The sequence below is a fragment of the Streptomyces albidus (ex Kaewkla and Franco 2022) genome, assembly GCF_013870515.1.
GTDB lineage: Bacteria > Actinomycetota > Actinomycetes > Streptomycetales > Streptomycetaceae > Streptomyces > Streptomyces albidus.
Genome location: NZ_JACBXA010000007.1, coordinates 1 through 12,810, shown reverse-complemented (window position 1 = coordinate 12,810; position 12,810 = coordinate 1). Strand labels below are relative to the sequence as shown.

12 protein-coding genes, 1 pseudogene and 1 riboswitch are annotated in these 12,810 nt (G+C 71.0%); of the genes and pseudogenes, 3 read left to right on the top strand and 10 right to left on the bottom strand.

Annotated elements, in window-relative coordinates; all coding sequences use genetic code 11:
• Positions 1–135 precede the first annotated feature (135 nt).
• The 8 genes from H5J26_RS02705 to ribD form a co-directional block, all read right to left on the bottom strand.
• On the bottom strand, positions 136–585 hold the full coding sequence (locus tag H5J26_RS02705) for a PH domain-containing protein (protein WP_181764026.1): 450 nt from the start codon (positions 583–585) through the stop codon (positions 136–138).
• A gap of 26 nt (positions 586–611) precedes the next feature.
• Positions 612–1,460: an ATP phosphoribosyltransferase gene (gene hisG / locus H5J26_RS02700; protein WP_181764025.1), complete on the bottom strand. Its 849-nt coding sequence runs from the start codon at positions 1,458–1,460 to the stop codon at positions 612–614.
• A 99-nt stretch (positions 1,461–1,559) separates the two neighbouring features.
• Positions 1,560–1,832 (bottom strand): phosphoribosyl-ATP diphosphatase, encoded by a 273-nt coding sequence (locus tag H5J26_RS02695; protein WP_181764024.1) that lies wholly within the window; start codon positions 1,830–1,832, stop codon positions 1,560–1,562.
• Between the two features lie 35 nt (positions 1,833–1,867).
• The gene (ribH, locus tag H5J26_RS02690; RefSeq protein WP_181764023.1) at positions 1,868–2,353 is read right to left on the bottom strand and encodes a 6,7-dimethyl-8-ribityllumazine synthase; all 486 of its coding nucleotides are present in this window, start codon (positions 2,351–2,353) and stop codon (positions 1,868–1,870) included.
• 161 nt (positions 2,354–2,514) lie between these two features.
• Entirely contained in the window at positions 2,515–3,834 is a 1,320-nt protein-coding gene (locus H5J26_RS02685; RefSeq protein ID WP_181764022.1) for a bifunctional 3,4-dihydroxy-2-butanone-4-phosphate synthase/GTP cyclohydrolase II, read from the bottom strand.
• Positions 3,835–3,926: 92 nt separating this feature from the next.
• Positions 3,927–4,601, bottom strand: a complete 675-nt coding sequence (locus H5J26_RS02680) for a nicotinamide mononucleotide transporter family protein (protein WP_181764021.1) — start codon at positions 4,599–4,601, stop codon at positions 3,927–3,929.
• Complete coding sequence (locus tag H5J26_RS02675; protein WP_181764020.1) at positions 4,598–5,188, bottom strand: riboflavin synthase; 591 nt, start codon at positions 5,186–5,188, stop codon at positions 4,598–4,600. The genes H5J26_RS02680 and H5J26_RS02675 overlap by 4 nt, the downstream gene beginning before the upstream one ends.
• Complete coding sequence (ribD, locus tag H5J26_RS02670) at positions 5,189–6,316, bottom strand: bifunctional diaminohydroxyphosphoribosylaminopyrimidine deaminase/5-amino-6-(5-phosphoribosylamino)uracil reductase RibD (protein WP_235980355.1); 1,128 nt, start codon at positions 6,314–6,316, stop codon at positions 5,189–5,191. It abuts the gene before it with no gap.
• 229 nt (positions 6,317–6,545) lie between these two features.
• Positions 6,546–6,676, bottom strand: a riboswitch (FMN riboswitch).
• A 261-nt stretch (positions 6,677–6,937) separates the two neighbouring features.
• Between ribD and H5J26_RS02665 the strand changes: the two genes are divergently transcribed.
• The 3 genes and pseudogenes from H5J26_RS02665 (at position 6,938) to H5J26_RS02655 (ending at position 10,213) form a co-directional block, all read left to right on the top strand.
• Positions 6,938–8,233: an MFS transporter gene (locus H5J26_RS02665; protein ID WP_181764018.1), complete on the top strand. Its 1,296-nt coding sequence runs from the start codon at positions 6,938–6,940 to the stop codon at positions 8,231–8,233.
• A 177-nt stretch (positions 8,234–8,410) separates the two neighbouring features.
• Positions 8,411–9,175, top strand: a pseudogene (locus tag H5J26_RS02660) (DUF5995 family protein).
• 108 nt (positions 9,176–9,283) lie between these two features.
• Positions 9,284–10,213 carry an LLM class F420-dependent oxidoreductase gene (locus H5J26_RS02655; RefSeq protein ID WP_181764017.1) on the top strand — a complete coding sequence of 310 codons (930 nt, stop codon included), beginning with the start codon at positions 9,284–9,286 and terminating at the stop codon, positions 10,211–10,213.
• A 144-nt stretch (positions 10,214–10,357) separates the two neighbouring features.
• On the opposite strand, the gene H5J26_RS02650 is transcribed toward H5J26_RS02655, so the two are convergent.
• Together H5J26_RS02650 and H5J26_RS02645 are read right to left on the bottom strand one after the other, a co-directional pair.
• On the bottom strand, positions 10,358–12,073 hold the full coding sequence (locus tag H5J26_RS02650; RefSeq protein ID WP_181764016.1) for a flavin monoamine oxidase family protein: 1,716 nt from the start codon (positions 12,071–12,073) through the stop codon (positions 10,358–10,360).
• A gap of 84 nt (positions 12,074–12,157) precedes the next feature.
• The coding region (locus H5J26_RS02645) for a carbon-nitrogen hydrolase family protein (protein ID WP_181764015.1) at positions 12,158–12,810 on the bottom strand (653 nt) is incomplete at its 5' end.

The following is a 12,810-nucleotide window of genomic DNA, read 5'->3' as shown; positions in this document are numbered from 1 at the left end:
GGGTCGTATGCGGGTGTCCGGCGGAACCGCCATTCCGACCAGAGTAATCAAGACTGCCGAGCCTGCGGCAGAGGCGTCGGCCGGACGAATTGGTTCCGCCCGGGCGGAGGGACTGGCGTGGCGGTGGGCTGCCTGTCAGTGCACCGTGTCCCCCGTGCCGTGCTTCTCCGCGAGGGCGCGCAGGGCTCGCGCGTCGGCGATGGCCTGCTGCCTGGCGATTCCGGGCTGGATGCCCATCGCGGGCAGGTTGGTGCCGTCCGCGAGGTCGAGGGAGACCCACGGGTCCCCGGGGCGGAGGATCACGCCCAGCACTTCCGCCCATTCGAGGCGGCGCCGGGTGGTCAGGTTGACGACGGTGACTCCGCCTTCGTCCGCGATGACGTGCGGACGCGAGAGGAGCAGGAGCACGCCGAGGAAGAGCAGCCCGGTGAAGACGAAGCTGACCCTCTCCCCCGGGCTCGACGCCGGAATGGTCAGACCGATCAGCGTGAGCACGGCGAAGACCGCGACGCCCACGCTGATGAGCACGACGCGGGTGCGCGTGGGGCGGAACGTGACGGGGAGGGCGGGCAGTTCACTCATCATCCGGGATCCTGACAGGGCGGCACGCCTCAGAGGCGGCAGGCGTGGATGCCTGTGGTGAGGATGGCGCGGGCGCCCAACTCGTATAGGTCGTCCATGATTCGCTGGGCCTCCTTCGTGCGGACCATGGAGCGCACGGCGACCCAGCCCTGGTCGTGCAGCGGGGAGACCGTGGGCGACTCGAGCCCCGGTGTGAGGGCGACGGCCGCTTCGAGGTGCTCCGCGCGGATGTCGTAGTCCATCATCACGTAGCGCCGGGCGACGAGGACGCCCTGCATCCGGCGGAGGAACTGGCGGACTTTCGGGTCGTCGTCAGGGGCGTCCTTGCCGCGTACGACCACGGCCTCCGAGTGCAGGATCGGCTCGCTGATGATCTCCAGGCCGGCGTTGCGCAGGGTGGTGCCGGTCTCCACGACGTCGGCGATGACTTCGGCGACGCCGAGCTGGATGGCGGTCTCCACGGCACCGTCGAGGTGCACGACGGACGCGTTCACGCCGTTCTCGGCAAGGTGGTTGGTGACCAGGCCGGAGAAGGACGTGGCCACGGTCATGCCGCCGAAGTCGCGCACGGACTCGGCGGTGCCGGGGCGCGTGGCGTAGCGGAACGTGGAGCCTGCGAAGCCGAGTTGGAGGATCTCCTCTGCGCTCGCTCCCGAGTCCAGGAGGAGGTCGCGGCCGGTGATGCCGATGTCGAGCTTGCCGGAGCCGACGTAGACGGCGATGTCGCGCGGCCGCAGGAAGAAGAACTCGACCTCGTTCTCCGTGTCGACGAGCACCAGTTCGCGACGGTCCTTGCGCTGCCGGTAGCCCGCCTCATGGAGCATCTCCGCCGCAGGCTCGGACAGTGAACCCTTGTTGGGGACGGCGATGCGCAGCATGGTGCGGGCTTCCTTCTTTGCGTGGGTGCGTGGGGTGTGTACGTCTTGTGGGAGCGGGTCCGGGCGCCGGGGCCGCGTGGCGGACGCGGCGGTGCGAACTCAGAGGTGAGCGTATACGTCCTCGAGGGAGACGCCGCGGGCGATCATCATCACCTGGAGGTGGTAGAGGAGCTGCGAGATCTCCTCCGCCGTCCGCTCGTCGCCCTCGTACTCGGCGGCCATCCACACCTCGGCGGCCTCCTCGACGATCTTCTTGCCGATGGCGTGCACGCCCTGGGAGGCCAGTTCCGCCGTGCGGGAGGTGATGGGGTCGCCGGTGGCGGCCTTCTGCTGGAGCTCGGCGAAGAGCTCCTCGAATGTCTTGTTCGCCATGGTGCTCTCAACTCTACGTGCAGCCCCCGCGGCCGCTAGCGCCAGGGTTCGGCCACGGTGCGCAGCACGGAGGCGGTCGCCACCGCGGCGGTGACCGCCTCGTGGCCCTTGTCCTCGGAGGAGCCCGATAGCCCCGCCCGGTCCAGGGCCTGTTCCTCGGTGTCGCAGGTCAGCACGCCGAAGCCGATGGGGACGCCACAGTCGACGGACACCTTCGTCAGCCCCTGCGTCACGCCCTGGCAGACGTAGTCGAAGTGCGGTGTGCCTCCGCGGATGACGACACCGAGCGCCACGATGGCGTCGTACCCGCGCTCGGCGAGCACCTTGGCGACCACGGGCAGCTCGAACGAGCCGGGGACGCGCAGCAGCGTCGGCTCGTCGATGCCGAGTTCGCGCAGGGCGCGCAGCGACCCGTCCACGAGGCCGTCCATGACCTGCTCGTGCCACTGGGCGGCGATCACGGCCACGCGCAGGTCGCCGCAGTTCTTGACGGACAGTTCGGGGGCGCCCTTGCCGCTCACGATGCTCCTTGCCTGAGTGCTGAGTTGGTTGTCCGGGTCCTTCGACCCGCTTCGGGGACCGGGGCGACCGGGCTCGCGCCGGGCCGGCTCGGGTTCATGTTTCGGTTCATGTTCGGGCTCTTGCTCGGGTCACGCCTCACGGCGCCGGCGTTGGTCGCCGCTCACTGGTTGGCGCAGGGAGAGACCGGCTCCACGTCGAGCCCCGGAAGGTCGTGGCCCATGCGGTCCCGCTTGGTACGCAGGTAGTGGAGGTTGTGCTCGCCCGCCTGCACCGGCATGGGCTCACGCGCGTTGACGCGCAGCCCGTACTCCGTGAGCGCGGCCGTCTTCTCCGGGTTGTTGGTCATCAGCCTCAGCGAACGTACGCCGAGGTCGTCGAGCACCTGGGCGGCGGCGGCGTAGTCACGCGCGTCGGCGGGGAGCCCCAGTTCGAGGTTGGCGTCGAGGGTGTCGCGGCCGCGCTCCTGCAGCTCGTACGCGCGCAGCTTGGACAGCAGGCCGATTCCGCGGCCCTCGTGCCCGCGCAGATACAGCACCACTCCGCGGCCCTCGGCCTGCACGCGCTCCAGCGAGGTCTCCAGCTGGGTGCCGCAGTCGCAGCGCAGCGAACCGAAGACGTCGCCCGTGAGGCACTCGGAGTGCACGCGCACCAGGATGTCCTCGCCGTCCACCTCCGCGAGGTCACCCGCGACCAGGGCGATGTGCTCGACCCCGTCGACGGCGGAGCGGTATCCGTACGCCTTGAACTCGCCGTGGCGCGTGGGCAGCCGCGTGACGGCCTCGCGCCGGACCGTCGGCTCGGCCTTCCTGCGGTGTGCGATGAGGTCCTCGATGGAGATGATCGCGAGATTGTGCTTGCGGGCGAATGGCAGCAGCTCCGGCAGCCGCAGCATGGTGCCGTCCTCGCCCGCGATCTCCACGATGGCAGCGGCCGGGCGCAGCCCCGCGAGCCGGGCGAGGTCGACTCCGGCCTCGGTGTGGCCGGCCCGCGCCAGGACGCCGCCGGGCTTGGCACGCAGCGGAAAGGCGTGCCCGGGGCGCACGAAGTCGGCGGGCACGGTCTCAGCGTCGGCGAGCAGGCGGATGGTGGCGGCCCGGTCGGCTGCGGAGATGCCGGTGGTCACGCCGTGGCGGGCGGCGGCGTCCACCGAGATGGTGAAGGCCGTGCCCTGCGCCTCGGAGTTCCGCTCGACCATCTGAGGCAGGTCGAGCCGGTCGAGGTCGGAGGCCTCCATGGGCGTGCAGATCAGGCCCCGGCACTCGCTCATCATGAACGCGACGATCTCGGGGGTGATCCGTTCCGCCGCGACGATGAGGTCGCCCTCGTTCTCCCGGTTCTCGTCGTCGACCACGACGACGGGCCTGCCCAATGCGATGTCCGCTATGGCGCGCTCGACCGGGTCCAGGGTGAAGTCCACCGGGCCGCCGTCCTGCCCGTCTCCTGCCTGCTCCGCCGCGTAGGGGCTCGGGGCTGCGTTCATGCCTGCGACTCCTTCGTGAGGCCCGCCCGGGCCGTCGGTTCGGGTCGTGGGGTTGGTGCCGGGGGCCGGACCGGCGCCGTTGCCGGTGCCGTTCATGGGACCGCTCCTTCCGCCGCGCCCCGGTGCGGCGCGGAGGTCTCCGCAGTGGCCGTCCGCGTCCGCAGCCACCAGCTGCGCAGACCCCAGAGCACGAGCCCGAGATAGACGACGTAGACGAGGCCGGAGAAGGCCAGCCCGCTGCTGAAGGCCAGGGGGACGCCGACGACGTCGACGAGGAGCCAGGCGAACCAGAACTCGACGAGGCCTCGCGCCTGGGCGGTCATGGCGGCGAGGGTGCCCACGAAGATGTACGCGTCGGGCCACGGGTTCCACGACAGGCTCGGTACGAGCGTGAAGAGCGAGCCGACGGCGAGGGTGCCCAATACCGTGCCGGCCAGGAGCAGCGTCCGCTCGCGTGCGCCGGCGAAGCGGACGGCGATGGTCCCGTCCCCGGTCTGCTGCTTGCCGCTCCGCCACTGCCGCCAGCCCCACACGGCGACGACGATGACCAGGAGCTGTTTGCCCACTCCGCCGGCGAGTTGGGCCGAGTAGTAGGCGCCGACGAGGATGACGCCGGAGAGCAGCTGCACGGGCCAGGTGAGGATGGAGCGCCGCCAGCCCAGTGCGAGGGCGGCCAGTCCGACGACGTTGCCGATGATGTCGGAGTAGATCACGTGCTGGCCGAACGCCGTGAACGCCTGGCTGTTCAGCCACTCGAGTCCGCTCATCGGACGGCTTCCTTCCCGAGCAGCCGCTCGACGTACTTGGCCAGTACGTCGACCTCGAGGTTGACCGGGTCTCCGGGCCGCTTGATGCCGAGAGTGGTCAGCTCCAGGGTGGTGGGGATCAGGCTGACCGTGAAGTGCTCGTCGCCTGCCTCGACGACGGTGAGGCTCACGCCGTCGACGGTGATGGAGCCCTTCTCCACGATGTACCTCGCCAGCCCCGGCGGCACTTGGACCTCCACCGTGCCGTCCTCGGTACGCCGGGTGATGTGGCCGGTGCCGTCGACGTGGCCCTGGACGAGATGTCCGTCGAGCCTGCCGCCGAGTGCCAGCGGGCGTTCGAGGTTGACGCGGGAGCCGACGCTCAGCGCACCGAGGCTGGAGCGGGTGAGGGTCTCCTGGATGACGTCGGCCGTGAACTCGCCGTCGGAGGTCTCGACGACGGTCAGGCAGACGCCGTTGACGGCGATCGACTCGCCGTGCCGGACGCCTTCCGTCACGACGGGGCCGCGCAGCCGGAAGCGGGCGGCGCCCGGCAGTTCGTCGACGCCGACGACCTCGCCCAGTTCTTCGACAATTCCGGTGAACACTCAGGACTCCTCGGTGGCAGCAGTGGAAGCGGTGGCGGCAGCGGAAGCAGCGGTGGCCTTGGCGCGGGGAGCGCCTTCGGGAACCGCGGTGATGCGCAAGTCGGCGCCGACACGTACGGATTCGGTCACCTTCAGCCGCAACGCCTGCGCGATGGTGGCGATTCCGGCGTGCCCGAGCGCCGCGGGTCCGGCGCCCAGCAGTACGGGCGCGATGTAGCCGATGACCTCGTCGACGGCGCCGGCCTCGACGAACGCGCCGGCGAGCGTCGGGCCGCCCTCCAGCAGGACCGACCGCACCTCGCGGGCGTGCAGTGCGTCCAGCAGCGCCGTCAGGTCCAGCCCCGGGCGTCCCTCGGCGGCGCGTGGAAGGCGCAACAGCTCTGCGGTGCGCTCGAGTTCACCGGCGTCGGCGTCGTCCGCGACGGCGATCAGGGTGGGGGCGGCGTCATCGAGGACGCGCGCGCCGGGCCGTACGGACTTGGCGTCGGTGTCGATGACGATCCGCAGCGGCTGGACGGCTCCGGCGACACCGCGCACCGCCAGGTGGGGGTCGTCCTCGCGGGCCGTGCCGGAGCCGACGATCACGGCGTCGGTGCGGGCCCTGAGCCGGTGCACGTCCGCCCTCGCCTCGTCGGAGGTGATCCAGCGGCTCGAGCCGTCGGCCGCTGCGATACGGCCGTCGAGTGTCGCGGCGTACTTCCAGATGACGTACGGGCGCTGCAGCCGCATCGCGGTGAGCCAGGCGGCGTTGCCGGCCACGGCCTCCTCAGCGAGCAGCCCCCGCTCCACGTCGACGCCCGCCTCGGCGAGCCTGCGGGCGCCTCCGCCCGCGGCGGGATCGGCGACGGCGTAGACGACGCGCGCGATGCCCGCGTCGATGAGCGCCAGAGAGCAGGGGCCGGTGCGGCCGGTGTGGTCACAGGGTTCGAGGGTGACGATCGCGGTGCCTCCGCGGGCGTCGTCACCGGCCTCGGCAAGTGCGTGGATCTCGGCGTGCGGGCCGCCGGCCCGCTGATGCCAGCCCTCACCGACGGGAAAGCCCTCGGAGTTGAGCACGATGCAGCCGACGACCGGATTGGGGCTGGTGGATCCCAGCCCGCGGGCGGCGAGTTCGACCGCTCGGCGCATGGCAGCCCGCTCTGCCGGATCGGCTGACGGTGCTGACACTGCGGCGTCGGTGGCCACCGGGTCTCTCCTGCCTCTAGGGCACGGACTCCGGGGCATGTGGGATGTGTACGGGCTTGCGAGCGGTGGACACCACCTGGAACCAGAACGGTCCTCGGAAGCGGAACCGGCCCCGTCGCGGATACGACGGAAACGGACCGCCCGGATGCGGTGGTGTACCGGTCTCGGCCCGCCGCGCACTGCCTCCCATCCGGACTTTAACCGTCGGTCCAGGAATTTCACCTGGTCAACCGGTCGCTGGAGGCGATCGGGTCGCGGACTGTAACCGCCGGTTCGGACTTTCACCGACCCCGGAGTGCGCTGACGTCACTGGTACGCCTCCAGTCTGCCACGCCGCCGCTCCGGGCACGCTCCCGAGTGCTGTGGGCTCACTCACAGCACACCGCGGCGGGGAGCGCCGGATGTGAGCGCTCTCAATTGGCTCGATCCCGTTGCGGAAACCTCTTGTTCGACGGTGCACGACCCCCCGTACAGTGGCCCGGATCGTGCAGGCCGTGGGGCGCGCGAGCAAAGGTGCGCGCAGCGCGCAGGGGGAACGAACACACAGGCCGGAGGGTCCCGTACATGCAGCAGACCGGTGCCGATGGCGCCACTCGCCGGGCACGGGGCGCGATCGCCGTCGTCTTCGCCGTCAACGGCGGCGCGAGCGGCAGCTTCGCCACGAGCATCCCGTGGATCCGGGAGCACCTGGATCTCACTCCCGGCTGGCTCGGCCTTGCTCTGGTCTTCCTGACCGTGGGCGCCTCCTCCGCGATGCCGCTCTGCGCCCGCCTCTCGCACCGCTACGGTCCCCGCCGCTCGTTGACATGGCTGTCCGTGCTGTGCTGCCTGGCGCTCGTACTGCCTCCGCTCGCCCCCGGTCTGCCCTGGCTGTGCGTGGCTCTGTTCGTCTACGGGTGCGGACTGGGCCTGATGGACGTGGCGATGAACTCGCAGGGCGTGCAGATCGAGGAGCGGTACGGACGTTCACTCATGTCGGGGCTCCACGGCATGTGGAGCGTGGGCACGCTGCTGGGGGGCACGGTGGGCGCGCTGGCCGCGCACAACGGGCTCGACGGCCGCATCCATCTGGCGCTGGTCGCACCGGTGTTGACGGTCACGGCACTCGTCGCGAGCCGCTGGGCACTGGACGTACGGGAAGAGTCCGCGGCGGATCCGGAGACCGGCGAGTCAGGCGCGGAGGAGCCGCCGCGCTTCGCGCTGCCCGGCAAGGGTGTGCTGGCGGTCGGCCTCATCGGCCTCTGCGCGGTCTTCGCCGAGGGTGCCTCCATGGACTGGTCGGGCATCTATCTGCGCGACGTCACCGACGCCGATCCGGGGCTCGCTGCGGCGGCGTTCACCGCTTTCGCCTGCACGATGGCCGTCGCGCGGCTCGTGGGGGACGCCGTGGTGCGGCGCATGGGCCCGGTCCGAACGGTGCGTGCCAGCGGCCTCCTTGCCGCGCTCGGCTGTGCGCTCGTCGTCGCCGCCGAGACCTCTCCGCTCGCGATCACCGGCTTCGCGCTGATCGGAGTCGGCGTCGCGGTGGTGGTTCCGCTGTGCTTCGCCGCCGCGGGACGCATCAAGACGTCCGCCCCCGGGCAGGCCATCGCGGGCGTCGCGACGCTCGCCTACGCATCCGGTCTTGCCGCTCCCGCCGCGGTCGGCTGGATCGCGGAGGCGACCTCGCTGAGGTTCTCGTTCGGCCTTGTCACGGTGTTGCTGCTCGGATTGGTCTTCGGGGCGGGAGTGCTGCGTACGCAGACAACTCCCCCAGCGGCGACGGCGGGTGCCGGCGGCGTCTCGGCAGTCTCCGCACCGCGGGCGCCGGAGCACGACGAGGCGGGCCGGGCAGCCAAGGCCGGTGAGACGGCGGACTGAGCCGCCTCCGCAAGGGATCAACGGCCGTCCGGACGCTGCCCCGACGCGAGAGAGAGACCTCAGCGGCCGGTGAGCGAGGGCCGTGCGCTGCGCTCGTACGGCCCCGTCCGTCCCCCGTCCGGGCGCAGTGCGCCGCGGATTCGCCACCGTACGCCACCGACCTGTCACGCTGAGTTGATGACGTCGACCGAGCAGACGCCCCTGCGACGGGCGTCCGATGCCCCTCCGTACTCGAGACAGTGCACGCTCCTCGCCCAGCCTGGCCCGCGACGGCCGGACTCGGTGCGGGACGTCGTGCGGCGGATGCGCGCGATCAGCACGGATCTGCCCCGCGGAGACGGGGTGGCGGTCTTCAACCGGGTGTATCTGGCGGTGACCGAAGAGCTTCAACTGCGCCTGGATACGGGCTGGTTCACCGACCGTGGAGCGGCCGAGGAGCTGGGCGTGCGCTTCGCCGACCGCTATCTGCGCGCTGTGGAGGCGTCGGCCACGGGCGACCGCACGCCCGCCTCGTGGCGTCCGCTCTTCCAGCTCCGCCGCCATCCGTCCGTACGGCCGCTTCAGTTCGCCATCTCCGGGATCAACGCCCACATCGGTCACGACCTGCCGCTGGCGCTGCTGGGGACGTGCTGGTCCCGGTGCGCCGAACCGTAGGCCCTGGAGGGCGACTTCGAGCGCATCGGTGAGCTGCTGACCGGGCTGGAGGAGCGCATCCGGGAGGAGCTGATGCCCGGCCCGGACATGCTCGACGTCGCGGACCCGCTGACCCATCTGCTGGGTGCCTGGAGCCTGGAGATGGCGCGGGGCGGCGCGTGGGCGGCGTTCAGGACTCTGTGGGAGCTTCGCGGCCTGCCGCAGCTCGCCGAGGAGTTCGCGGAGCGTCTCGACGCCGGTGTGGGCATGGCCGGACGATGCCTGCTGACGCCCCTTCCCGTCCGCTGACGGCCGCGGGCCACTCGGCCACGGGGTCTTGTACGGCGGAGTGTTCTCGTCTAGGGATGCGAGATGCCCGTGCGCACCGTACGGGCGGAGGGACGCGTGGGAGGAAACATGACACTGCGCCTGGGCCTCGGTCTGCCGCAGATGAAGCAGTACGGGGCGAGCCACGATGTGACCGCAGTGGCACGGGAGGCCGAGGAGTGCGGCTTCGACAGCGTGTGGGTCTTCGAGCGCACTCTGGTGCCGGACGAACCGGTCGACGGCATGTACCGCGTGCCGGGCAGGCCCTGGCCCGAGACCTTCCGTCACGTCGCGGACCCGCTGGTGACCCTCGCGCTCGCGGCGGCCGTCACCGAGCGCGTGCGGCTGGGGACTTCGGTGCTGGTCGCTCCGCTGCACGCGCCGTTCGACCTGGCCCGCACCCTGGGCTCGTTGGACGCGGCGAGCGGCGGCCGCATGGTCGCCGGATTCGGCACGGGCTGGTCGCGTGACGAATACGCCGCGGCCGGCGTGGACTTCAGCAGGAGGGGCGAGCTGCTGGACGAGGTTCTGGACGTGTGCGAGACGGTGTGGGGCCCCGGGCCATCGGCGTACGAGGGTGTCCGTACGCGCATCCCCGCGTCCGATGTCGGTCCGAAGCCGGCGGCCGGTCGCGTCCCCGTGCTGCTGGCGGCGAGCAACGACCGCACGCTGGACCGGCTCGCGCGCCGCGCGGACGGCTGGCTCCCCTCCCTCACACCGCATCCGGTGGTGGCCTCGACCTGGGCGAAGATCCGCGAGCTGGCCGAGAGCCACGGGCGGGATCCCGACTCCCTGACTCTGGTGCAGCGCTGCAGCGCGCGGATCACGCCGAAGCCGATGGGCGGTGACCGGCGCCCCCATCAGGGAAGCGTGGGGCAGATCGTGGAGGACCTTGCGGAAGGCGTCGCGGCCGGGGTCCAGGAGGCGATCGTGGACGTGCAGGCGGGATCACGCGATGTGGCCGAACTGCTCGATTCGGCCCGCGAGTTGTACGCCGCTGTGCGCGAAGCGGGGATGTGAGGGCGGCCGCCCCGGGTACGGACCCGGGGCGGCCGTTCATCCCGGGCTCACCGCTCGTCCGGCTGGCGCGCGGGGCGGTCGGCCAACGACTCCCCCGCCACGAGTCGCCCCTGATCCAGCTGCACGAGGCCCTAGGGGTGTCCGCTAGTCCTCCGGCAGTTCGACAGGCGCGATCTCGTCGTAGACGTCACCGGGGCCCGGGTTGGAGGGGTCGGTGCCGCCGCCGAGGTGGTGGAGGACGCCCCACACAGCGTTGAGCGCCGTCTGCACGGCGCCCTCGGCCCAGCCCGCGGTCCAGGAGATGTCGTCGCCGGCGAGGAAGAGCCCGCGCTTGTCCTGCGGCAGGGCGTCCTGCATGAAGTGGGTGAACAGCCGCCGCTGGTACCGGTAGTGGCCGGGCAGGTTGGCCTTGAACGCGCCCATGAAGTAGGGCTCGTTCTCCCAGGAGACGGTGACGGGGCTGCCGGTGATGTGGCTCCTGATGTCGACGCCCGGATAGATCTCACCGAGCGACTTCAGCATCACCTCCATCCGCTGATTGGCGTCCAGCGGGAGCCACTTGAGGCTGTCGTCGCACCACGTGTAGGAGAGGCAGATGACCGCGGGACGGTCCGGTCCGTCGTCCAGCAGGTACGTGCCGCGTGTCATGCGGTCCGTGAGCGTCATGCTCATCACGTCACGGCCGGTCGGCTCACCCTTGTCGTCGACGGCCTCGTCGAGCCAGAACGGGCGGTCGACGGGCACGAACAGCTTCGAGGACTCCATGTAGTGGGTGCGCTCGACGGCCGTCCAGTGGTCGATGGGCAGCAGCGCGTCATCACAGTCGATCTTGCTCAGCATCATCCAGGACTGTGCGGTGAAGATCGCCGCCCGGTAGGTGCGGATGTCGCCGTCGGCGTCGGTGACGGTGATGCGGTTGCCCGCCGTGCGGTGCAGCCGGGTGACGGCGGGCCGGTGCGTACGGCCGGGGTGGAGCGAGGCGAGAGATGTGCCGCGCGCCCAGTGCGTGAGCTTGTCGGGCTCGAACTCCCAAAGCTTCAGGGGGAGTTGCTGGCTGCCGCCGACGATGCTGCGGTGGTCGTCGTCCGCTCCCGTGTAGACGACGCGGAGGATCTCCAGGATGGAGTTGGGGAAGTCGGTGTCCCAGCCGCCCGTGCCGAACCCGACCTGTCCGAAGATCTCGCGGTGCCGGAAGGAGGAGAAGGAGGGCGAGTCGCAGAGGAAGCCGTAGAAGGTCTGGTTGTCCAACTTGTCGACCAGGCGGGACCAGATCTCACGCATGCGCGGCACATCGCGCTCCCGTACGGCGCGCTGCATGGCGGAGAAGGAGGCGCCGTCCTCCAGGCAGGCGTTCCATGCGTCCATGACGTGGTGGTAGACGGGCGGCAGGTCCTCCAGCGTACGGGCGTAGTGCGACTGCCCCTTGAGGTCGACGACGGTCGAAGGGGTGCCGGGAGCAAGGGGGTTGGGGAAGGGAACGGTCTCCAGGCCGGCCAGTTCCACGTAGTGCTGGAAGGCGGTGGAGGACGGCGGGAAGCGCATGGCCCCCATCTCCGCCGTCAGCCCGTCCTGGGACCCCTCGAAGGAGGCGGTGCGCAGCCGGCCGCCGATCTGGTCGGCCTCGTAGACGACCGGCTTGAGGCCCGTCTTCATCAGCTCGTAGGCGGCGACGATGCCGGAGAGGCCTCCGCCGATGACTGCGACCTCGGTGCCCAGCTCGGTGGCCGGTACGGAGCCCAGCCCGGCCGGGTGGGCGAGGAAGTCGTCGTAGGCGAAGGGGAAGTCGGGGCCGAACATCGTCAGCGGCGCGGCCGCGGTCTGCTGCTCCTCGTGTACGGCCGTGGGCACCGTGGACGTCATCGCGTGCTTCTCCTGTGCGTGGGGTGCGGGTGTTCGTGGCGGCTCAACTCGTGGGCAAGCCGGGTGTGTTGACGACCGGCGGGGTCAGGCGGCGTAGAGGCCGGGGCGCCGGTCGGCGAGGTAGGGGTTCTGGTCCCGCGAGGCTCGAAGGAGGCCGGTGTCGACTCCGGCGACGAGCACTTCCTCGCCGCGTCCGGCCCTGGCGGGTGCCGTGCCGTCGGGGGCTGCGAGGACGCTGAGGCCCGCGAAGTCGAACTCCCCTTCGCGGCCGAGGCGGTTGGTGTAGGCGATGTAGAGCTGGTTCTCCCAGGCGCGGGAGGGTACGACCGTCTCGGCGACGATGTCGTACGGGCGCATCAACGCCGTCGGCACGACCAGCAGTTCGGTTCCGGCGAGCGCGTGGGCCCGTACGGTCTCGGGGAACTCCACGTCGTAGCAGACGAGAAGCCCGATCCGGACGCCTTCCAGGTCGGCCTGGACGACGAGCCGGTCTCCGGGTGAGAAGTTGGTCGTCTCGTAGCCGCCGTAGAGATGCGTCTTGCGGTAGCCGGCGAGGGCGCTGCCGTCGGGGCCGACGAGGGCCACGGAGTTGTGCACGGCCCGGCCGTCTCGCTCGGGGTAGCCGTAGACGATTGCGACGCCGTGCGCCGCCGCGATGCGGGAGACGGCGCGGGCGCGGCATACGAGCAGGCCACAGCTATCTCGTGGAGTCGTCGGGGATCTCGCTGAAGTTCTCG

Bases quoted from the DNA above. Each gene is read 5' to 3' on its own strand.
- H5J26_RS02705 (WP_181764026.1), bottom strand. From the start codon at position 585: ATGATGAGTGAACTGCCCGCCCTCCCCGTCACGTTCCGCCCCACGCGC.
- H5J26_RS02650 (WP_181764016.1), bottom strand. From the start codon at position 12,073: ATGACGTCCACGGTGCCCACGGCCGTACACGAGGAGCAGCAGACCGCG.
- hisG (WP_181764025.1), bottom strand. From the start codon at position 1,460: ATGCTGCGCATCGCCGTCCCCAACAAGGGTTCACTGTCCGAGCCTGCG.
- H5J26_RS02685 (WP_181764022.1), bottom strand. From the start codon at position 3,834: ATGAACGCAGCCCCGAGCCCCTACGCGGCGGAGCAGGCAGGAGACGGG.
- H5J26_RS02655 (WP_181764017.1), top strand. From the start codon at position 9,284: ATGACACTGCGCCTGGGCCTCGGTCTGCCGCAGATGAAGCAGTACGGG.
- ribD (WP_235980355.1), bottom strand. From the start codon at position 6,316: ATGCGCCGAGCGGTCGAACTCGCCGCCCGCGGGCTGGGATCCACCAGC.
- H5J26_RS02680 (WP_181764021.1), bottom strand. From the start codon at position 4,601: ATGAGCGGACTCGAGTGGCTGAACAGCCAGGCGTTCACGGCGTTCGGC.
- H5J26_RS02695 (WP_181764024.1), bottom strand. From the start codon at position 1,832: ATGGCGAACAAGACATTCGAGGAGCTCTTCGCCGAGCTCCAGCAGAAG.
- H5J26_RS02665 (WP_181764018.1), top strand. From the start codon at position 6,938: ATGCAGCAGACCGGTGCCGATGGCGCCACTCGCCGGGCACGGGGCGCG.